This is a genomic window from Nonlabens sp. MIC269 (assembly GCF_001430865.1).
GTDB classification, from domain to species: Bacteria; Bacteroidota; Bacteroidia; order Flavobacteriales; family Flavobacteriaceae; genus Nonlabens; species Nonlabens tegetincola.
Window position 1 is genome coordinate 266,016 of the sequence record NZ_CP011373.1, and the last position, 22,079, is coordinate 288,094.

Sequence of the window (22,079 nt, forward strand, 5' to 3'; positions counted from 1 at the left end):
AATGAAAAATATTACAGTAATCGGCGCAGGAACCATGGGGAATGGGATCGCACACACTTTTGCCCAAAAAGGATTTAATGTATCACTTGTAGATATCTCTCAAGAAGCATTGGACCGCGGTCTAGGTACAATAAGTAAAAATCTAGATCGTATGATTGCCCGTGAAAAAATTACTGAGGCAGACAAGCAAGATACTCTTAATAACATCACCACTTATACAGATCTTAAAGAAGGTGTACAACAGGCTGATCTCGTGGTCGAGGCAGCTACAGAAAATGTTGATTTGAAATTGAAAATCTTTGGACAAATGGATGAGTTTGCACCAGCAGATTGTATTCTAGCCTCAAACACGTCTTCAATTTCCATCACACAAATAGGTGCTGCTACCTCACGACCTGAAAAGGTAATAGGAATGCACTTTATGAATCCTGTACCTATCATGAAACTAGTTGAAATCATTAGAGGCTACTCAACCAGTGATGAGGTTACAAAATCTATTATGGATATGTCGATTCAATTAGGCAAAACGCCTACTGAGGTTAATGACTATCCTGGATTTGTAGCAAATAGAATTCTTATGCCTATGATTAACGAGGCTATAGAGACTTTATACAACGGTGTTGCAGGAGTACAAGAAATCGATACTGTAATGAAACTGGGTATGGCACATCCTATGGGACCATTACAGCTGGCCGATTTTATAGGTCTAGACGTATGCCTATCAATTCTTGAGGTTATGTATGATGGATTTAAAAACCCAAAATACGCTCCTTGTCCACTATTAGTTAATATGGTAATGGCAGGTAAAAAAGGAGTGAAATCTGGAGAAGGCTTTTACGATTATTCAGAATCTAAAAAAGCAGAAAAGGTAAGTTCAAGTTTTGCTTAAGATCTCATAATTGTGCCAAAAATAAAACCCTTCAAAGGTGTAAGAGCCTCAAAAGAAATTGCTACTCATTTAATATCCAGATCGTATCAGGATTACAAACGAAAGGAGCTTAAAAGCACCTTAAAATATAATCCGTTTAGTTTTCTGCATATTTTGAATCCTGGTTATAAATTTAATCATGAAAGTACAGGGAATGAACGTTTTCAGCTAGTTCGCAACAGGTACTTAGAGTTCAAAGAGGATCAATTTCTTAAAAGTGAATCAGTTCCCAGTTTTTATCTGTATCAATGTACAGAAAACGGTCACGAGTATGTAGGAATTATTGCTGCCGCAAGCACCAATGACTATTACAACAATGTGATTAAAAAGCATGAGAACACACTTAAAGTAAGGGAAACACTGTTTAAAGAATATTTAAAAACAGTAGGCTTTAATGCAGAGCCTGTTTTGATCACTTACCCTGATCAACAAGATATTGATGATATGGTTTCACGTATAAAACAACGTGAGCCTGAATATCATTTTAAAACAACTGATCGCAATGAACATAAAGTGTGGATCATAGATGATGCAAAGGATTGTGATAAAATTGAACAATCCTTTGCAGCTCTACCCTATTTATACATTGCAGATGGTCATCACCGCAGCGCCAGCTCGTATTTACTATCTCAGGATTTAGGTAGCAAACATGATTCCTACAATTATTTCATGAGTTTTCTAATCCCAGAAAGTCAGCTACAAATCTTTGAATTTAATAGACTAGTGACAGATCTTAATGATCTTACAAAGGAAAATTTTCTCATGAAACTAGATCAACATTTTAGAATTCAAAATCGAGGTAAGGAAATGTATAAACCGTCCAAAAAGCACCACTTCAGTATGTACTTGGATGGAGAATTCTACAGCCTATATTGGCGTAAACAGGTCATGACAATTGATAGTCCTTTAGATGATCTTGATACGCAAATGTTATATGATTATCTGCTTCAACCGATTTTAGATATTAAAGATCCTAGAAATGATCGCAGATTATCCTACAATTATGGGAAGGATGCTCTACTAAACATGAAGGAGCAAGTTGATAATAATGAATACGCGGTAGGTTTCGGTCTATTTCCTGCAACAGTAGAACAAATAAAAAAAATCGCCGATGCAGATCTTGTAATGCCTCCTAAAAGCACTTATATAAAACCTAAACTTCCTAGCGGACTATTAATTTACGAATTTGAAAATGAGTAAGATTAGTGAAAACATATTACGCTTTCGCGAAAGCGTAGAACCCAAGGCTACACTTATTGCTGTAAGTAAAACAAAACCTATCAGTGATCTAGAACAAGCCTATGAGATTGGTCAGAGACATTTTGGTGAGAATAAAGTCCAAGAGATGACGTCAAAATGGGAACACTTACCTAAAGATATCAAATGGCACATGATTGGGCACGTTCAAAGGAATAAGGTTAAATACATGGCTCCTTACGTGCATTTAATTCATAGTGTAGACTCTCCTAGGTTACTAAAGGAAATTAATAAGCAAGCAAAAAATAACGATCGTGTTATTAATTGTTTATTTCAAATTCACATTGCCCAGGAAGAGAATAAATTTGGATTTGACGAACAAGAATTGCTGGATTACATCACAAGTGAAGCGTTCAAGGAGTTATCTCATGTTTCAATCACAGGATTAATGGGAATGGCTACATTTACAGATGATCTAGATCAAATTAGAAAGGAATTCAAATCGTTAAGCAGCTTGTTTTCCAAATTAAAAGAAGATTACTTTACTCATGATGAATTCAATAAATTATCCATGGGAATGACTGGTGACTATAAAATAGCTATTGAAGAAGGTAGTACGATGGTACGTATAGGTAGTGCCATTTTTGGGTCTAGAAACACACATTAGGTTACCCATTCATATATTACCTAGTAAATTACTAGGATTAGGTAAAAAATTAGAGTTTTTTTTCACATCAACTACCTCTGTGCACTTATTTTTGTGAGCTTAAATAATTTAACATTAATAAAATGAATGCACAAGATTTAGTTGCAGTAGCTCAGGAGCACGGTAGTCCTGTCTACGTCTATGATGCACAGCGCATTATATCACAGTATGAACGATTAGAGTCCGCTTTCGCGAAAGCGAAAAATCTAAGAATTCATTATGCTGTAAAAGCCCTGTCAAACATCTCAATCTTGAAGCTTTTTAAACAGTTAGGCGCTGGACTCGATACCGTGAGTGTGCAGGAAGTCAAACTAGGGCTAGCAGCTGGTGTTGATCCTAAAAAAATCATTTACACTCCTAATGGTGTTTCTCTAGAAGAAATTGAGCAAGTAGCCGCTCTAGGTGTTCAAATAAACATTGACAATTTATCCATACTAGAACAATTTGGGTCTAAACATCCTGATGTACCTGTATGTGTGCGTATAAATCCACATGTGATGGCTGGTGGGAATGCTAATATCTCAGTAGGTCATATAGATTCAAAATTTGGTATATCGATACATCAAATTCCTCATTTATTAAGAATTGTCAAGAATACAGGTATGCGTGTTAATGGAATTCATATGCATACAGGTAGCGATATATTAGATATTGGCGTGTTTTTATATGCGTCTGAGATTTTATTTGAAACCGCAGCAAAATTTGATGATTTAGAGTTCATAGATTTTGGTAGCGGTTTTAAAGTTCCTTACAAAGAAGGAGACGTATCTACCGACATTGAAGAATTAGGTGAACAATTGACTGAACGATTTAATACCTTTTGCAAGGAGTATGGTAAAGATCTAACTATAGCATTTGAACCTGGAAAATTTTTAGTTAGTGAATCTGGTTATTTTTTAACTAAGGTAAATGTGGTAAAGCAGACAACCAGTACCGTGTTTGCTGGCGTTGATTCTGGATTCAATCACTTAATTAGACCTATGTTATACGGATCGTACCACAAAATTGAAAATGTTTCTAATCCTGATGGACGTAAGAGGTATTACAGTGTTGTAGGATACATTTGTGAGACAGATACTTTTGGTAATAACCGTCAAATTGCTGAGGTTACAGAAGGTGATATACTAGCTTTCTCAAATGCCGGTGCTTACTGTTTTTCAATGGCGAGTAACTATAATAGTAGGTATAGACCTGCCGAAATTTTGTGGTACAATGGAGAATCACATGTCATAAGAAAGCGTGAAACTATGGATGATATTTTACATAATCAGGTTGAGGTTTCTTTATCCATTGAACAAGAGGTATAGTCCATAAAATTATAATTTATATAAATAGAAAAAGCCGCTTCAATAAGAAGCGGCTTTTTCATTTGTAGTTAATTATTATATATACTCTCTGGGTTATTTTACAATTACCTTTTCACTATAAGAGCCACTATTTGAATCTATAGTTACAATATAAGCTCCTGCGCTCATTTCATTTGTATCTATAGTAATCACATCTTGATAATCAGGACTGTCGATGTGAACTACTTTTTGTCCTAATGTGTTGTATAAGGTTACACCATTTACTAAAAGTTCATTTGAAACCTTGATATGAATTTGATCAGCATTAACTGGTTGATAGATTGTAATTTGATTATCCAATTGCACAGTATTATTTGACAAAGTAGAAGGATCATTGAAGACAAGTTCAAATCTATCATTGACAGTTCCTGCGCTCATATTATCAATTAAAGCATCAGCATTACGTAAATTATGATACATACCCGTTAGGTTGTCATGCAGGAATATATTTAAATCTTGATTAACATTTTCTAGATTATCCAAACCAATGGTGATTGTACCTGGGTTACTTATTTTTACTGCCAAAGGTAGGATGGTATTGTTATCAAAACTACCTACACCTTGTATCACATAAGTGTCTCCACCGAAATACCAAGACATATCGTCCATTTGATTATCTTGTTGCTTAGCATCAAATCCTCTATCGTAACCCATCGTAGCACTTACGTCTTCAGTAACTAACAGTTGTCTATGTATTGTCCCTGGGCTATCAAAACCTAATCGTATTTTTTGTCTAGTATCATTAGGTCCATTGTAATCTAAGTCTGGACTAATAGCAGCAGCGCCGCTACCAGGTGCAGCAACAAAAACACTAGGACCTGTAGATTCTTTAATAAATTGACGTTGATCATTTTCAAATCTAACAGTACCGTTTGAAGTTGCTCTTACAAAAAAGCCTTGTGCTACTGGTACAAATTGCTCTGGAGTTTTTGTAGGAACTCCACCTTGATTTACTTGTGGACTGCTTGTTCCTATACTAGCGTTAGGAACTCCACCAGAGAAATTGTAGGTTGCGTAACCACCTTGATATTGGAGTAACACGTGACTGTTTCCACCCCAATGTTCCCAGAAGTAAAGCGTACCGTCCAACTGAGGATTATCTCTTATGAACTCATGAGCATCTAATGCTGATGGATACGGATTACCTACTAAATAGTCATTACCATTATTAATTGGTAAGTCAATGACACCATTGTTAGGTCGACCTATAAATACATAGTTCTGCTCTCCTGAAATGTTGTCGCTATTACCTTTCATCGTAAATCCTTCACCTGTATTTAGGGATCCAGTAGGACCTACATATTCCCAATTGGAATAATTTCCTGAACTTAAGTTGGAATATTTGTACAACCATCTACCAGAGATTGTTGCAGCAGTACTAGCCGTTCCAGGAGCTCCATCTCTTACATTTCTACTTGTAAAATTCATAGGTCTAGGATTATCGGCAAATGTTCCATCATGCATAAAGCCTTGAATGGTATATCCATCGTTATTCAAAGCATTAGTAGTTGAACTAACAGGTGAACTCCAGTAATTATAGTTGTACTTATCAGAAGTTCCTTGTTGATCTGCCTCTAACGATCCTGTACTAGAACCAATTAAATCACTATCTAAAGTTTGTACTAATTGTGCTTCACCTTCCAGGTCAATTAGACCATCAAGTTCCAGAATATGCGTTACTGTTAAACCTAAATTATTCTTTACTGAAAGTTCGTTCGACTGTTGGTTTAAGCCTAGGAGTGTAATGTTCTTATCGGTTATTTCTATATTATGAGATGACTGTACGATGTTCCAATCAATATCATAAACAGTTCCTGCTACAACTCTAGTACTACCTGGATTATACAGATCACCACCGTTTTGCCAAGTACTATTATCAGAGAAATCTCCATTAGTTTGAGAAATGTATGGAAGAGGCGCTGTTTGGTCAATAATGGTGAAATTTGAAGGTTGTCTCAAACTACCACGGTGTTTGTTACCAGAAGCGTCATTTAGGTGCGTACCTATGTAGGTATTCATATTGTAATATGCTTCTAGGTTTGACCAAGATAATGCTGCAATATCATTCTTCGTTACACTAGAAGGAATAATAGCTCCTTTTATTCCAGCACCAAACTCTTCAATCTCTTGATTCATCATAAATCTGATTTGATCCTGATTTATAGCAGTAGTAAAAATTCTAACTTCATCAATATTTCCATAAAACTGATTTCTTACATCTGTTTTAGATATGTATCTCGCTCCTATACAAAAATCTTCATTATTAGTTGTAAGCGCAGCTATATTTTGAGTTTTATCAAGAACTCCATCAATGTAGAAATTAACTGATGTCCCATTATACACAACTGTAATATATGTCCAAACATCATCGGCGATTCTAGTATTGCTTTTTCTTGTTTGGTTCTGATGTCTCATAGATACTCGATTGTTACTATCAAGGAATAACCAATAACCATTATTTGCAGTCCCTCTTTTAGAAACTATCGTTCTATTATTTCCGTCTGAATTTTCTCCTTTTGATAAAACCCAAGCAGAAATTGAGTAAGCTCCGTTTAATTGTATTTCATTTCCAACTTGTACATAATCATTTTCACCATCAAAGTCAATATGTCTAGGCTCAATTTCTTCATGTGCTACACCAAATTTCACATATTTTTCACCATCAAAATCATAAGTAGTTTCAAGTGTAGCGCCATTTTCATCTAAAAAGATAGTCTCCAATACATCATTGAAATTTTCATCATTGGCAACTATCATTACATAAGCATCATTTCCAACTAAAGCTGGTAAGCTAGAAAAACCTGCTGTTTCTACACTTACCTTTACTTCAGGTATGTCATTTCCTTGTTCAGAAACTTCTTTAAATTTCCATGTTCTTTTAGTAACATCAGTAAACGTAGTAACTAAATCAGGACCTAAAGTAACAGCCAAAGGACTTGGCATTGGGTCAAGATCCTCTGACGTACTTCCCCAAACCAAGAAGTCGTAATCATCTTCAAACGTGTTAGGGTTAGCGTTATTCGTATTATATAAATCACCCAATCCAACTGAGACAAAAGCATTTGGATCTATACTTCTAGCCTGTTTTTGATTTAAGCGCATACAATCATCTCTTCCTATAGCGGTAACATTATAAGTAAAACCAGGATCTATAGAAGCATTCCACAATTCATTACCTGAACTATCATAATAAGAACCTGGAACATGAGGCAGACCAATAGAATCTATAGGAAATAACCCTAACGTTATTCCGTATTTCATAGCAAAATACGATTCTATTTTCTCACGTTCGTCATCTGACTTCTTTTCAGAAAAAGACATGATTTCTAAAATATCTCCATTAAAACTAGATCCAAAAAATTCTGATCTTCCTAACCAATATCTCGAATTTAAAATTTCTTTGATAGTTGTACTATTAACCTCTTGAATTAAACCAGATAAAGCTGGAATATTTTCAAGATTGACTCCATCTAGATATAATTCCATTCCATCACCGGAATCATTAACTCTTACATTAAAAATAACTGGTCTGTCATAATTAAGAGTTGGATGTACAATTGCCTTACCATAATCATTTTGTGCACCTTGATTGTAAGCTACAATGTCAGGATTAGTTCCATACCTAGCACTTGTGTTATTGATAGAAATACCTGTAACATCTTGATTATTTCCGCTTGTATTATAATCATCACCCATGAAAACATCTTCAGTTCCACGAGAAGCATTAAGGCCTTGGGTAGGATTTATTACCACATAAATATCGTTATAATAAAAACCACCTTTACCAAACATAGATTTGCTTCCGTCAAATGTCACTACCGGATTATAATTTGCATTTGCAGCGGCGTTATCTTGGTAAATAGGGCGTTGTGATCCACTCGATGTGGCATTAGTATAAGATCCATCAATTGTCACATTACCTATTGCGACAGAGTTTCTCCACTCACTAATCAGATCACCATCATTATAATTATCTGCTAAGGTTGCTGGATTTAACCAAAGTTCTAAGTCTGGTCCTACTCCGTTACCGCAATCTACATAAACCTTTGCAAGCTGTAAGTATCCTTCAATCCTAAAGTCATCGATAGCTAGACCATCAGCATAATAGGCAGCACCGTCAGACTGAAACCAAACTCTAAAACGCACATCACTTTGATCGTCAAAAGCTTGTGAAGGCAAGTTCACACTTGCAGTTGTCCAACCGTTAGAATCATTTGCCCATGCACCATAACCACCTACTGCACTAGCGTCATCAGTTGTCATCCAGTTAACAGAATCAGGTTCACCTACTCTACCTAAGGTTCTCCAACCTAAACCATCGTTATTATCAAATTCAATTCTAAATCCATCAGCTCCATTTGGAATAACATCTAGATTATATCGAAAACTTAACACCATCCTTTCATAACCGGATAAGTCAATCAATGGAGTTGTTGTTGACATTCTGGCAAATTCCTCATAAGTTACATTAGACCTCGTTCTACGTATGTATTTGTAAAAGCCTGCTCCATGAGCTGCAAGATCAGATCCTCTTCTCCATTGCCCGCGATTGGCAGCATCAGTCCAAGCATTATCTCCTGCTCCCGTTGTAAACGTGGCGTTGAAAATAGTAACCTGTGCATTTGCTATTCCTGATAATAAAACTAGAATTAAGTAAAACTTCTTCATACCTTAATAATTAACTACGGTACAAAGTAATTTCAGCCTATGGAGAAAATGGATTTTGCAAATTGAATTAAAATTACTTTTTCTTAAAAAAACGCAAAAAAAAAGTTTAAAATACTGATATACAGATTTTTATCTTGCTTTTATTATTCACCGCATAACAGTTTATCGATGCGTTTCATCGATAAAAAGTTTAAGGGTTTTAAGAATTTATATTTTTTTGTTCTAGAAAACGTGAGAAAAATTCGTATTGTTTTTGACTAAAATATCTGATCATGCGTTGTTCTATTGATAATTTCGACGAACTACCAACTAGTATTGTATTTAATAGTACTTTTTTAACAGTTGTTTGTCTTTTTAACAAAGTATTACATAGTTCAAGCTGATAATTTAACAGTTCACCTAATAAAGAATGGTCCTGATACAACTTAACAGACTTACTTACAAATAACTGTTTATCAATTGTTTCTATACTGTTTAAAGCTATTTTTTCAGATGAAATCCCTTCCCATAAATATACCGTTCCGTTTATCGGTAAACTACACTTTAGTGCATCAAATATTTTTGTCTTAATACCTGCACCATATGGAATAGGAGCCAACATTAATTTATACTTAGATAATTCTATCTCTATATTTTCACAGTATCCTTTAACGATAAAGCCCTCTTTTTTTGAATGCATTTGATTCACAAATGCCGGTAACTCATAACCATAAATATGTAATTCTACTTTAGGAAGAGATTGCCTTATCAAGGGCCAAATACTATTTTTTAGCAATTTTATAGTTTCTATGTTCGGTCTATGCTTTCCTGAGCCTACAAAAACAAAATGCTCACGGTCATCAAAATTGACTATTGGACATTCAATATTTTCATATAAGAAAGGGACAAATACTAATTTTTCTAATGGAATATTAAAGTGTGACTTGAGCAACTCTATTTCATAATTAGCTATGATTAAAGAATAATCAACTCTAAGAATTGCAGCAATCTCTCGATAAGTGTATTCATTATCAAAATTTACAATAAAATCTTTCAAATAAGCCTCTTCCCTAGCCTTCCTTAAGAAATGTAAATCTTCTGTGTCTAGTATATGAATACACTCTGGTAAAACTTTTCTTATTCTCCAGCTGTATTGTTCTTCAATCATAAACCTATCATAAAGTACATGACTGAAAGAATATTCTCCTACAAATTCATTGAAAGATTGATTATTTAATTCAATACGATGACCATATATAGTATGACGATTACAAAAGTTATCATCAATTGGTAAAACAGTTGCAAAATGAATTTCATATTGAGACTGAAAAGTTTCGATTAATTGAATCATCCTTGTACCAGTACCTGATCCGTTGGGGTTAGGCCAATGAGCACCAATAATTAACAGCTTTTTATTAGATTGCAATAGATTTACGTTTTTAAGGTTTATATAAACGATTGAGTTAAAACAGCTTAAACCTAGGTTAATAAATAGCCGTCACAGACTAGTAAAAATAAGAACTAAATAATTACTTTTATCGCTCACATTTTCTTTACAAAAGCATGGGTAAAATTATAGCAATAGCTAATCAAAAAGGTGGTGTAGGTAAAACAACAACAGCAGTAAATCTAGCGGCATCGCTAGGTGTATTGGAAAAAAAGGTTTTATTGATAGACGCTGATCCACAAGCTAATGCTACATCGGGATTAGGACTCGATGTAGAGACTATAGAAGCAGGAACCTACCAGTTGATAGAGAATTCTACTCCGGCCATGTCATTAATTAAGGAAACTAACGCTCCTAACGTACAAATAATTCCAGCTCATATTGATTTAGTCGCTATAGAGATTGAATTAGTAGATATTGACCGAAGAGAATACATGATGAAACAAGCCTTATCCTCTATTAAGGATAATTTTGATTTTATAATTATAGATTGCGCTCCTTCTCTAGGGTTACTTACTTTAAATGCTCTTACTGCAAGTGACTCGGTGTTAATACCGATCCAATGTGAATACTTTGCTCTTGAAGGATTAGGCAAATTATTAAACACAGTTAAGAGTGTTCAAAAAATTCACAATCCAGATTTAGATATAGAAGGATTACTACTTACCATGTACGATAGTAGATTAAGATTATCCAATCAAGTAGTAGAAGAAGTTAATCAGCATTTTGAAGGTTTGACCTTTAAAACAATTATACAACGTAATGTTCGTTTAAGTGAGGCTCCTAGTTATGGAGAAAGTATCATTAATTATGACGCATCCAGTAAAGGATCGGAGAACTATTTGAGTCTAGCTAACGAATTGATAAATAAAAACGCATAACTCATGGCCAAAGCAACAAAAAAACAGGCCTTAGGTCGCGGTTTATCTGCCTTATTAAACGATAAGACAAATGAAATAAAAACCGCACAAGATAAAAACGCAGACAAAATTGTAGGAAACGTAGTTGATTTACCTCTTGAAGACATAGAGATGAATCCGTTTCAACCACGTACATCATTCAATGAAGAGCATTTAAAAGAGCTTGCCTCTTCTATCAAAGAATTGGGTGTTATTCAACCCATTACAGTACGTAAAAAAGGGTTTGGAAAATATGAATTAGTATCGGGAGAACGTCGTTGTCGTGCTTCAAAAATGCTAGGATTCACCACAATTCCAGCCTATGTACGTATAGCAAATGATCAAGAATCGCTAGAAATGGCGCTTGTTGAGAACATTCAACGTCAGGATTTAGATCCTATTGAAATTGCATTATCCTACCAGCGACTTATCGATGAGATCAGTCTTACGCAAGAACAAATGAGTGAACGTGTAGGAAAATCACGTAGTGCTATCGCAAATTATCTGCGACTATTAAAATTAGATCCAATTATTCAGACTGGTATGAGAGATGGTTTTATCTCAATGGGCCATGGTCGTGCTCTAATTAATATCGATAGCCTAGATGATCAGCTGGATATATATCAACGTATAATTTCAGATAATTTATCGGTAAGAGATACTGAAAAACTAGTTAAAGGGCTTAAGGATAGTACGCTTTCGCGAAAGCAAACTAAAAAGAATTCTCTTCCAGAAAAAGTAGAATCTCAAACTAAAAAGCTAGGAGAACATTTGGACACCAAAGTATCTACTACCATGAATAGTTCTGGGAAAGGAAAAATTACCATTAATTATGCTTCAAAGGCAGATTTTGAACGTATTGTCAAATTGATTAATGGTTAAGCACCTAGTTTACATATTTATAATTTTAAGTTCTGCATGGTGTCATGCCCAGGATGACTCTAATGATACACCTGAAAAACAGGACTTAAATACCGTACTTGTTGCCAATGATACACTACCAATTGTATACGATGCAAATCGACCAAGTAAAGCGGCATTTTACAGTGCTATATTACCTGGTATGGGACAAGTTTATAATAAAAAATATTGGAAAGTACCAATAGCCTATGGCCTTATAGGTACCAGTGTATATTTCTACATAAGGAATGACAACGAATACAACAGATTAAGAGATGCTTTTAAAATAAGGCTTGCCGGTGGTACCAATGATGAATTCTCTGACGAGAATGGTAATCCTATCATTTCTACTCAAGGATTAGAACGTGCCCAAAAAGTATCACAACGTAACAAAGAATTAAGTTTGTTGCTAGCAGCAGCAGCTTATGTCCTACAAATTATCGATGCCAATGTTGATGGCCATTTAAGTCAGTTTAGTGTAGATCGCAATCTTGCTGTTTTACCCTATATTGATTATAATAATCTAAGTGCTGGTAGCAATTTTGGATTTTCTCTAACCTATAATTTTTAAAATGAAGATAGCTCTAGTTGGTTATGGTAAAATGGGTAAAACAATTGAACGTCTTGCGACAAGTCGCGGACATGAAATTGTAGCTCGTTTAGGCAGGAATGATCAAATGAAACAAGCACAAATCGCCGATGTTGCTATCGAATTCACATCGCCAGAATCAGTTCTTAACAACTTAAATGAACTGATTAAGTTAAATATCCCAACAGTTTGTGGAACAACGGGTTGGAATGATGATCTGGATGATATTTCAAAGCTTGTAATAAAGGAGAACTGTAGTTTAGTTCACGCATCAAATTTCTCTCTTGGTGTTAACCTGTTTTTCGAACTTAACAAGAAGCTGGCAGCTATGATGAGTACATTTAACGAGTACAAAGTAAGTATGAATGAGATTCATCATACTGAAAAAAAGGACGCACCCAGCGGCACAGCAATTACTTTATTTGAAGGTCTTAAAGATCCTCTTAAAAAAACCAATTGGTCACTGGAACAAACCAATGATGAACAAATAGTGACCATTGACGCTATTAGAGAAGAAGATGTCAAAGGCACACATAGTATTTTTTACAGTAGCGATATTGACGAAATTGAAATTAAACATACAGCTCACAGTCGTGATGGATTTGCACTAGGTGCTGTAATAGCCGCAGAATGGATACACGGCAAAAAAGGAGTTTTTACAATGAAAGATGTATTAGGATTGTAACTTATATAGTTACAACCTTACTTACATACCAAGATATTTAAATTATGGAGTGGACAGAATGGTTCCTGTTTTTTATAGTAGTACAAATTATTCACGGGTTAGCTACCTTTAAGATGTATGTGGCAGCAGGTCATAAGCCTTGGGAAGCTTTTGTACCTGTTTATAACGCTTATATTCTAACTAAGATTATTAACCGACCTTGGTACTGGGTACTGCTATTATTTCTTCCAGTGGTTAACCTGATTATGTTTATTGTTATCTGGGTAGATTTACTGCGCAGTTTTGGATACAATCAAACTAAACATACCGTACTGGTTATCCTTACACTAGGACTTTATTTGTTTTACGTTAACTATGCGCTACCACTTAATCATATAAAGGAAAGAGTGCTTAAACCTAGAACGGCAGCTGGTGAATGGACAAATAGTATTCTTTTTGCTGTAATTGCAGCGACCATCGTTCACACTTATGTCATGCAACCTTTTATTATTCCGACTTCATCGTTAGAAAAAACTTTATTAATAGGTGATGCGTTATTTGTAAGTAAGTTTCATTATGGTGCTAGACTTCCTATGACTCCTATTGCATTTCCAATGGTGCACGATACGATTCCAGTAGCAAATGTAAAAAGTTATCTACCTAGACCACAGCTACCTTATACCAGGTTACCAGGTTTTCAAGACGTAAAACGTAATGATATTGTAGTTTTTAATTGGCCTGTAGACAGTGTGAATATTTATGGCCAAGATGACGGTAAATATCATTATAAACCTATCGATAAGAAATCAAATTATGTAAAACGTTGTGTAGGAATCCCTGGTGATTTACTCTCAATGAAAAATGGTGAAGTTTATATCAATGGTGAACTACTTGAAATGCCAGAACGCGCAAAACTTCAAAATGCGTATGCCTTCACTCCTATTGACCGTAATGTTCTTAGTAATCCAGCGATATTAAGAGAAAAGTATGATATAACTGATGGTTTGAGATATGCAACTATACATCCTGATAAATATCCTGATAGTATAGGTTTTAACTCTGCTACCAAGGCATCTATGGAAAAGCTTAAGGCAGATGGCGTAATATCTAATTACCAAAAAATTGAAATTGGAATTCCTGATTATAGAGCTTTCCCATACAACGCATCGACTGGTAATAACAGTAGTACAAGAAAGGAATTTCTAATTCCTGCAAAAAATCAGACTGTAGAAATCAATAATCAAAACATCGATTACTATAAAGAAATAATTGAGGTTTACGAGGGAAGCGAAATGAACATTTCAAATACAATTTCATTTAAAGGAAATCAGGTTCTATTAAATGAAAAACCACTTACTAGTTACACCTTTAAGCAAAATTACTACTGGCTTATGGGAGATAACCGAGATAACTCCTTGGACAGTCGCTATTGGGGTTACGTTCCAGAAACGCACATAGTAGGTAAGCCAGTTCTTATTTGGGCAAGTTATGATACAAGTAAAAGTTTCCCTTCAGCCCTAAGAACTGATCGTATGATTCAAACCGTTAATGGTGACGGAAAACCAAAATCATACTTGCTGTATGTAGTAATAGCTATAGGTATATATTTTGCAGGTAGATACCTTTACAAAAAGAAGAAAGGTAACAAGTAATAGTGATGGAATCTAGGGCACAGTTGATTGTACATCCTAGTTATTTTATGGATGTTATCAGTCTAATTAACACCTATCACTGTGATGAACTTATTTTTGAAATTCACGACAATTACGTAAAACAAACCTATCGCAACAGGTGTGTTATTGCAACTACTAATGGCAAAAACGCTCTTAGTATTCCCATAATTCATCAAAAGTCAGGTTCATCGGTGCCGTACTCAAGTATTGAAATTGATTATTCTGAAAAATGGAAAATCAATCATTTAAGGGCAATAAAAAGTGCTTATCAAAACAGTCCTTACTATGAATATTATGAGCAGGATCTATTAGAACTCTATGCCAAAGAGGAATCCTCTTTGATGAAATGGAATTTAAGCTGTACACAGTTTTTATTAGAACAATTACAAATTTTACCAAAAATAAGTTACACCAGTAACTATCAAGGAGATATCAAGGCTCAGAAACTGATCACCGCCAAGGGTAATAAACATCCCATATATCAGTCTTACATTCAAGTTTTTCAAGAGAAACACGGGTTTTTGCAACCCTTGTCTGGTCTAGATTTGTTATTTAACTTAGGTCCTAGCAGTCGCAGCTTTTTGAAATCTCAAGCAGCTTTATGCGACTTCAAGTAAATGAACGACACCTACAAACGATTTGAGGCCTTTTTCACAACCAGAAATTTTTGGAAGGGTAATCTATCGGGAATGGAACAGTTTGCTCTGGATAGCTTAGATTTCTCACATCTTAAGGAGTCAACTTCAAAAATAGATTTACCCAATATTCCACCTAATACTGTACTAGGAAAAAGAGCAGAATACTTTTATAAGTTTTGCGTAGAGCAATCAAAAAATTATGATGTTTTACTTTCAAACGAACAAATCTTCAGTAATAAAGAGACGTTAGGTGAAATAGACTACATACTTCAAAACAAAATTACTGGCAAGCAATTACACGTTGAGTTGGTTTACAAATTTTATATTTATGATCCTTGCGCAACAGGTAAATCAAACCTATTGGACGATTCTAGAGTTAAGGAGCTATCTCGTTATGTGGGACCTAATAGACGCGATACTTTTCTTAAAAAGTTTCACCGACTACGGCAGCATCAATTACCACTTTTATATCGTAAAGAAACTAGAAAAGCTCTTGAGAAATTAGATATTAATGTTGATGTATTAAAACAGCAAGTTTGCTTTCTTGCCCATGTATTTATTCCGCAAGATCATTGGAACAAACCATTTCCATATATAAATAAAGCATGTATCACAGGATACTATTTGGATTATAACGCTTTCGCGAAAGCGTACTCATCACACACCTATTTTTTACCTCACAAGCATTTATGGAAATCACATGCTCATGAACTAGAAGTTTCCTACAATCATTCAACCATACTTCCCATAGTCCAAGAAAGTCTAAAAAGAGGATATGCGCCCATGCTATGGAAACAGGTCGCAGAAGACAGCTTTGAAAGGTTTTTTGTAACTATGCCTAAAGATGGCATTAGGATAATATAAACAACGTTTAACGTTACCTTACGGATGTTAAACGTTATGATGCTGTATCTTTAAAATAAAAACATGGAAAGGAAATTTGAACCTAAAAATAGAGAACCATATTTAAGTGATTTTGGAGATCGTAGTAGACCAGAGCAATTTGATGTAAAAGAGCCTGTTACTACTACACATACCGAATCAAATTCAACACAAAACCAAACAACAAATACAAATATGAGTTATTTAAATTTAGATAAACAAAAAACAGCAACAACCGTTACAGAATTAAACGTATTACTGGCAGATTACCACTTATACTACCAAAAACTGCGTAATTTTCATTGGAATGTAGTAGGACATAACTTTTTCGATCTTCACGAAAAGTTCGAACAAATGTACGATGAGGCTAAAATCAAAGTAGACGAGATTGCAGAACGTATCTTAACTTTGAGATATCAACCTACCTCTAACCTATCAGAATATTTAGAATTATCTTCCATTGAAGAATCAAAATCTGAACATACAGATGTTGAAATGGTTAAACAACTATTATCCGATCATGGAAAATTGATCACACAAATGAGAAAGGTGGTTGAAGTAGCCGATGCTGCTGGTGATGAAGGTACTATTGATTTAATAGGAGCTTACATTAGAGAACTAGAGAAAGAAAGTTGGATGTTAGATGCATGGGTTATGAATACAAGGGATACTCATAAATCTATCTAATACTTTTAAGATCATAAATCTACCGAGCTGGACTAATTGTCTAGCTCGGTTTCTTTTTTTTAATTAGTTAAAATCACCCATGAAAGCATATTTCCTTCTTCTATTATCCTTTTTTATTTCTACAAGTTGCCTAAAAAATGATAAGCTTCAAGTTGTTGCAAACTTGCCCGATGTTATAGATGAATGTAGTGGAATGGAATTTATTTCCAATACTATGTACTTGGCATTAAATGATAGCGGTGGAAAATCAATAATCTACTTGTGCGATATCAATAAAGGTGTTGTTGCAGAGTTACATAGTGATCAATGGAATAATGTAGATTGGGAAGATATGGCTGTTATAAAAAACGGAAGTACCACTAATATATATATTGCCGATACCGGTAATAATTATAATAAAAGAAAGGATCTAGTTATTTATGAGGCTTCTATTATAAATATAGAACAACTTTCAGGTAAAGTTGAATTGAATGCTGTTGCGCATCCCTTTTATTACGAAGATCAAGATGAGTTTCCTCCAAAAAAGAAAGAGCGACTTTTTGATGCTGAATCGCTAATTGTATTAAATAGTAATTTTTACATCTTTACCCGTAATCGTTCTAAAGACTTTAATGGAAAAACTTCGGTTTATACATTCCCGATATCGACTGTACCGCAAAAGGCAAAAAAACTAACAGAAATTGAAATTTGCAATGATAAAAATGATTGTCAAGTAACTGCCGCTGATGTATTTAAAAACAAAATAGCTTTACTAACCTACGATAAGGTAATCATACTAACAGATTATGATAGGGATTTTAAGGAGTACCAGGTGACCGAATATAAATTGGATCACTTCTCACAAAAGGAAGCAATTAGTTTTATTAATGACTCCGAACTGTTTATAGCAGACGAAAAGAACAAACACAGCGATGGTAATATTTATCGTTTTGACTTATAGTGTAAGGCAAGAAATACAATCCCTAAAACCTCGGATATTCCACCCAACACAAACATACCGATAGATCCTGCAATGTTAAAAGCGTAAAATAAAAGACCTATTAGTACTAGTAAACTACCTATTGCAATAAGTGAAATGCTGGTACTTTTGTTTATCATGTAAAAATTATCTATATCAAGTGATAAAAATATAAGTTAGAAGCTAAATCCAACTTGAAAACTGAATCTAAATCCATCAGCACCATGAAATAAATTAAAAGTTGCTCCTATTGCCTCGGCACTGTTAACATAGAATCCACCACCATAATCATTGTGCCATCTTGAACTATCCTCACCATCTAACCATACTCTACCTACATCACCACCTACAAATACTCCAATTTGTAGAGGAACAAAACCTGAATTAAATTCATTGAAACTATACCTTACATCACCACTGAAAGCCATGGCGCTTTCTCCTGAAAATCTCTGTAAACGATAACCTCTTAAACCTGTGTTTTGACCCAATTGAGCACTTTGAAAAAACTCAAAATCATCACCAATATTAACCTGACCTTGTAATAAAGTTTTTAAAACCCATTTTCTGTCACGACTAATAGCATTATGAAAACCTAGTTTTGGTTTTAAGTACCCAAAAGAACCTTCTAAATCATCAAATTCGGTATTAACACCTGCCACAAGATCAAAGATCATACCTCGTGTAGGGTTTAATTTAACATCGTAACTTTCATAATTATATCTTGCACTTAAATCGGCATACCAATTGCGCTCATAAAAATCTTCTTGATTATCAAAGCCTGATTGTGCTAAAAATCGTTCTTCATCTCTTTCTACTTGAAATCCTTGTGCTTCAAAAGTCGCAGATAAATTAGAACCGTATTCACCTACGTAACTGTAACCAATTCCTCCAGAAATTTCACTTAATCGCACACGGTTGTAATCAAAATCCAACTCATCATCAAGATTTACGGTTTCGTTACCAAATCCAAAAAAGTTTTCAGCAAATGTTGGACCTGCGAATCTTCCCTTAACGATTAAATTACCGTGATTAAAAACTCCAGCAAAAACACCGTTGTAATTAATATCATATCCTTGTGTAGCAAAATAGTAACCGGCTTTAAATCTATGCTCTCGAGTATTTGGGTTTCTATTAAATCCTTTTACGATATAACTTGTTTGAATACCTATTCTAAAACCGTCATCAGGATTAAATCCAATACCTGGCGTAAAAGCTCCTGCTGTACTTATTTGTTTCTTTGGATCATATAGATTCACATCATATGAATCTGTCAATCTTAATCTAGCATTCCCTTTCTTCTGGATGCTATTTGGTTTAGACTTGTGATCATAGATAGATACATTTTTACCATTATCCATCTTATAAATATCATTATTTTGACCACCGATTACTCGAATTTTAATTCTTGATTTTGTTGATCCAGTTGAAGTGATTACATCATCATCATCTAGCGCATAAACCCATACTTCATCAGTTTCATTTTTATAAAAGGTACGTTGGGCCACAACATCTGCTCGTTGTCCATCCTTATTTCTGTATATAGAAACCCTTGTAGAGTTTTTGTCTATCACTTCAATGTCTATAAAATCATCCTTATCAGTACCGGTAAGAATAGCTAGATCAGAGATAATATCGTAGTATTTTGTGGCTATTTTGACCATTTTGTCACGTCTAGTTCGCATATTCTTCTTGATGACTTCTGTACTCTCAGCAGCTTTAATTTCTTGTGGTAACTTATCAAAAGCCTCGTCAATGACTTCGTCAGTCAGGTTTTGTTGAATGAATGCCGCTTGGTCTAGCCATACTTCCTTCCCAGAATTTTGAGATAAATTACGATCTAGATAGGTGGCAGCTGTATTAAACCATTTTAGGTTATTAATATCTTCATCATAAGTAGCAAATTGATTAGTGATTCCTATCATAGCTCTTAATGTGGCAAACAATGCACCGTCAAAATTGGAATATACTTGATCTCTATCTCTAGGGATTGGTTTAAACAAATGAGTTCCATCTTCCAATTCAAATTCAGACCATCTCCATTGATCTGCATGACGATCCCAATCACCTATTAGCATATCAAATAATCTGGCTCTTACATAGGATTCTTCATCAATTTTATATTTCTCATCTCTCCTTAATCGCTCAAATACATCGGCAGTGCTTTCTATATCATTTGGCTTACCAAATGATTCTAAATCTTTATGATTTTCCTCTGGTCGTTCAACGAGCATGTATAATTCATCACCGTATTCCTTGTTGTAGTTGCCTAGTGCCGGTTGCTTTGGTACGTAGTAAAGCACCGGATTTGTGTGGTACACGTCAATGGCGCTAGCGAGTGTAGGAACTGTCAAAAAAGCATAGGGATGTGCAGCTGTGTAGAAGTCAAAAATAAGATCTTCTGCTCCAGTATCTTCAAAACTACTCGCTATATTATCTTCTTTGAATACAGTGGTTTGTAAAAATTGAACAGCGCTTTTTTTCAATGCTCTCAAGTTGTATTCTCTACCGTCTTTTGCCACTAAACGCAATGATCTTGTTTGATGACCACCACCGCCGCGTTCTACAGTAAGTCCACCCATTAAAGTATCTAACATAGCTACTTGAACATTTAATTCTGTACCGTAAAGATCGCGGTACTTATTACCCCATATAGATTCATGTAATCCTGATTTATCAACCTGTTCTTTGGTGTAGATGCTCGCTTTCGCGAAAGCGGGATAATCTTCAGGTAATGATTTTAAATCAAAATCTTCCTGTGGTTCAATTGCCTGTTTGGTGTATAACAAATTGTAAGTACCATTTTCAAAACTGTAAAACCTAACGTAGGAACTACCGTCTTTCATTACATCTAGTCTAGCAAAACCTTTACCTCCATAAGAAAACAAACCATCGTTACTGAGTGCGGCATATCCTTGTTTACTTCCAGAGCCTGAAACAATCTGTCGTACGCCATCATTTTCAATATACTGTAAAGTGTGTTCATGACCACTTGCTACAATTACACGATTTGCAGCACTTGCACGTATAAGTGTTGCAATACGGTCGGCCATTTGTTGATACCTTTTATTTTGTCTGTCTTGTGCACTTACTCCACCACTTGTTCTTATAAGTGATGTTAAAGAGCCTAGAACCGGTACCGGAATATTGTTTTGAGAAGGATATAAGTGCTTGATTGCTGCATATTGACCACCATGTATACCGTTAGTATACAACGGGTGATGTAACGTAACTATAATTGTTTTGTCTTGAGCTTTTTTGAGTTCGCTCTCTATTTCTAGGAAAAATTGTTCTCTTGTTTTAATTTGATCACAGTCATCATTGATAGTAGGTAAGTTATCCCATTTTGCGAGATACCATTGACTATCGATGATAAGCATGAGAACGTCGTCTTCTATTTCTCTTAGTTCTATAGGACAACCTACTTTGGGCTGCCATACATCTTTATCACCCATCGCCTCAACAATATACTCTTTCTCTCGTTCAACATTATCAAGTCCCTCATTATAATAATCATGATTACCGGGAATAAACAATACCTGACCGCCGAATTGTTTTGCTACCTCTATTTGAGCATTCAAATGATTTTCGGCATAAGGTCTAAATTCATCATCCTTTTTAGGCATTCCCGTAGGATAAATGTTATCACCTAGAAAAACTAAATGATCATCTTTTGAAATAGATTGATCTTTTAAATAAGACTCCAAAGCTAATAAACCATCACTTTTACCGTTCATAGGAGATAGTCCTACATCACCTATTAAATAAAAACTTTTATCTATGGATTCATTGTTAGGAAAAACTGATTGATTTTCTTCCTTATATTGAGCTTTGAAACTAGCACATGAGGCAAGTATTAAAGCTATAAGGCCTAAGAATATGTTATTTTTTTTCATGCAGTGAATATTACTACTATTTTTA

The 22,079-nt window shown here is 34.8% G+C and carries 17 protein-coding genes; 13 read left to right on the forward strand and 4 right to left on the reverse strand.

The window, feature by feature from the left end; translation table 11 throughout:
• The first annotated feature begins 1 nt into the window (after position 1).
• The 4 genes from AAT17_RS01290 (at position 2) to lysA (ending at position 4,138) form a co-directional block, all read left to right on the forward strand.
• Positions 2-889 (forward strand): 3-hydroxyacyl-CoA dehydrogenase family protein, encoded by an 888-nt coding sequence (locus tag AAT17_RS01290; protein ID WP_060524918.1) that lies wholly within the window; start codon positions 2-4, stop codon positions 887-889.
• A 12-nt stretch (positions 890-901) separates the two neighbouring features.
• Positions 902-2,128 (forward strand): DUF1015 domain-containing protein, encoded by a 1,227-nt coding sequence (locus tag AAT17_RS01295; RefSeq protein WP_060522562.1) that lies wholly within the window; start codon positions 902-904, stop codon positions 2,126-2,128.
• Positions 2,121-2,792: a YggS family pyridoxal phosphate-dependent enzyme gene (locus tag AAT17_RS01300; RefSeq protein WP_060522563.1), complete on the forward strand. Its 672-nt coding sequence runs from the start codon at positions 2,121-2,123 to the stop codon at positions 2,790-2,792. The genes AAT17_RS01295 and AAT17_RS01300 overlap by 8 nt, the downstream gene beginning before the upstream one ends.
• 122 nt (positions 2,793-2,914) lie before the next feature.
• A complete protein-coding gene (gene lysA / locus AAT17_RS01305) occupies positions 2,915-4,138 on the forward strand; it encodes a diaminopimelate decarboxylase (RefSeq protein WP_060522564.1) in 1,224 nt (407 codons plus the stop codon).
• Between the two features lie 93 nt (positions 4,139-4,231).
• On the opposite strand, the gene AAT17_RS01310 is transcribed toward lysA, so the two are convergent.
• Both AAT17_RS01310 and AAT17_RS01315 read right to left on the reverse strand, forming a co-directional pair.
• A complete protein-coding gene (locus AAT17_RS01310; RefSeq protein ID WP_060522565.1) occupies positions 4,232-8,845 on the reverse strand; it encodes a LamG-like jellyroll fold domain-containing protein in 4,614 nt (1,537 codons plus the stop codon).
• A 199-nt stretch (positions 8,846-9,044) separates the two neighbouring features.
• Positions 9,045-10,250: a glycosyltransferase gene (locus AAT17_RS01315; protein WP_060522566.1), complete on the reverse strand. Its 1,206-nt coding sequence runs from the start codon at positions 10,248-10,250 to the stop codon at positions 9,045-9,047.
• 137 nt (positions 10,251-10,387) lie between these two features.
• On the opposite strand from AAT17_RS01315, the gene AAT17_RS01320 reads away from it, so the two are divergent.
• The 9 genes from AAT17_RS01320 to AAT17_RS01360 all read left to right on the forward strand — a co-directional run bounded on the left by AAT17_RS01320 (position 10,388) and on the right by AAT17_RS01360 (position 18,143).
• Positions 10,388-11,152, forward strand: a complete 765-nt coding sequence (locus tag AAT17_RS01320; protein ID WP_060522567.1) for a ParA family protein — start codon at positions 10,388-10,390, stop codon at positions 11,150-11,152.
• A 3-nt stretch (positions 11,153-11,155) separates the two neighbouring features.
• Positions 11,156-12,052, forward strand: coding sequence for a ParB/RepB/Spo0J family partition protein (locus AAT17_RS01325; RefSeq protein WP_060522568.1), 897 nt, complete (start codon positions 11,156-11,158; stop codon positions 12,050-12,052).
• On the forward strand, positions 12,045-12,641 hold the full coding sequence (locus AAT17_RS01330; RefSeq protein WP_060522569.1) for a DUF5683 domain-containing protein: 597 nt from the start codon (positions 12,045-12,047) through the stop codon (positions 12,639-12,641). Before AAT17_RS01325 ends, AAT17_RS01330 begins: the two co-directional genes overlap by 8 nt.
• Position 12,642: 1 nt before the next feature.
• Complete coding sequence (gene dapB, locus AAT17_RS01335; RefSeq protein ID WP_060522570.1) at positions 12,643-13,344, forward strand: 4-hydroxy-tetrahydrodipicolinate reductase; 702 nt, start codon at positions 12,643-12,645, stop codon at positions 13,342-13,344.
• A gap of 44 nt (positions 13,345-13,388) precedes the next feature.
• Positions 13,389-14,975, forward strand: a complete 1,587-nt coding sequence (gene lepB / locus AAT17_RS01340; protein ID WP_060522571.1) for a signal peptidase I — start codon at positions 13,389-13,391, stop codon at positions 14,973-14,975.
• A gap of 5 nt (positions 14,976-14,980) precedes the next feature.
• Complete coding sequence (locus AAT17_RS01345) at positions 14,981-15,613, forward strand: WbqC family protein (RefSeq protein WP_060522572.1); 633 nt, start codon at positions 14,981-14,983, stop codon at positions 15,611-15,613.
• Positions 15,614-16,498 carry a DUF1853 family protein gene (locus AAT17_RS01350; RefSeq protein ID WP_060522573.1) on the forward strand — a complete coding sequence of 295 codons (885 nt, stop codon included), beginning with the start codon at positions 15,614-15,616 and terminating at the stop codon, positions 16,496-16,498. It begins immediately after the preceding gene.
• A gap of 213 nt (positions 16,499-16,711) precedes the next feature.
• Positions 16,712-17,203 (forward strand): Dps family protein, encoded by a 492-nt coding sequence (locus AAT17_RS01355; RefSeq protein ID WP_060524925.1) that lies wholly within the window; start codon positions 16,712-16,714, stop codon positions 17,201-17,203.
• A gap of 79 nt (positions 17,204-17,282) precedes the next feature.
• A complete protein-coding gene (locus AAT17_RS01360; protein ID WP_060522574.1) occupies positions 17,283-18,143 on the forward strand; it encodes a hypothetical protein in 861 nt (286 codons plus the stop codon).
• On the opposite strand, the gene AAT17_RS13250 is transcribed toward AAT17_RS01360, so the two are convergent.
• Positions 18,125-18,301 (reverse strand): hypothetical protein, encoded by a 177-nt coding sequence (locus tag AAT17_RS13250; protein WP_157539192.1) that lies wholly within the window; start codon positions 18,299-18,301, stop codon positions 18,125-18,127. The genes AAT17_RS01360 and AAT17_RS13250 overlap by 19 nt on opposite strands.
• A 36-nt stretch (positions 18,302-18,337) precedes the next feature.
• Positions 18,338-22,054, reverse strand: a complete 3,717-nt coding sequence (locus tag AAT17_RS01365; protein WP_060522575.1) for a metallophosphoesterase — start codon at positions 22,052-22,054, stop codon at positions 18,338-18,340.
• Between the last annotated feature and the right edge of the window lie 25 nt (positions 22,055-22,079).

Excerpts from the sequence above, each read along its gene's own strand:
- AAT17_RS01290 (WP_060524918.1), top strand. The coding sequence starts at position 2 with ATGAAAAATATTACAGTAATCGGCGCAGGAACCATGGGGAATGGGATC.
- AAT17_RS01300 (WP_060522563.1), top strand. The coding sequence starts at position 2,121 with ATGAGTAAGATTAGTGAAAACATATTACGCTTTCGCGAAAGCGTAGAA.
- lysA (WP_060522564.1), top strand. The coding sequence starts at position 2,915 with ATGAATGCACAAGATTTAGTTGCAGTAGCTCAGGAGCACGGTAGTCCT.
- AAT17_RS01310 (WP_060522565.1), bottom strand. The coding sequence starts at position 8,845 with ATGAAGAAGTTTTACTTAATTCTAGTTTTATTATCAGGAATAGCAAAT.
- AAT17_RS01320 (WP_060522567.1), top strand. The coding sequence starts at position 10,388 with ATGGGTAAAATTATAGCAATAGCTAATCAAAAAGGTGGTGTAGGTAAA.
- AAT17_RS01325 (WP_060522568.1), top strand. The coding sequence starts at position 11,156 with ATGGCCAAAGCAACAAAAAAACAGGCCTTAGGTCGCGGTTTATCTGCC.
- AAT17_RS01330 (WP_060522569.1), top strand. The coding sequence starts at position 12,045 with ATGGTTAAGCACCTAGTTTACATATTTATAATTTTAAGTTCTGCATGG.
- dapB (WP_060522570.1), top strand. The coding sequence starts at position 12,643 with ATGAAGATAGCTCTAGTTGGTTATGGTAAAATGGGTAAAACAATTGAA.
- lepB (WP_060522571.1), top strand. The coding sequence starts at position 13,389 with ATGGAGTGGACAGAATGGTTCCTGTTTTTTATAGTAGTACAAATTATT.
- AAT17_RS01345 (WP_060522572.1), top strand. The coding sequence starts at position 14,981 with ATGGAATCTAGGGCACAGTTGATTGTACATCCTAGTTATTTTATGGAT.
- AAT17_RS01350 (WP_060522573.1), top strand. The coding sequence starts at position 15,614 with ATGAACGACACCTACAAACGATTTGAGGCCTTTTTCACAACCAGAAAT.
- AAT17_RS01355 (WP_060524925.1), top strand. The coding sequence starts at position 16,712 with ATGAGTTATTTAAATTTAGATAAACAAAAAACAGCAACAACCGTTACA.
- AAT17_RS01360 (WP_060522574.1), top strand. The coding sequence starts at position 17,283 with ATGAAAGCATATTTCCTTCTTCTATTATCCTTTTTTATTTCTACAAGT.
- AAT17_RS13250 (WP_157539192.1), bottom strand. The coding sequence starts at position 18,301 with ATGATAAACAAAAGTACCAGCATTTCACTTATTGCAATAGGTAGTTTA.
- AAT17_RS01365 (WP_060522575.1), bottom strand. The coding sequence starts at position 22,054 with ATGAAAAAAAATAACATATTCTTAGGCCTTATAGCTTTAATACTTGCC.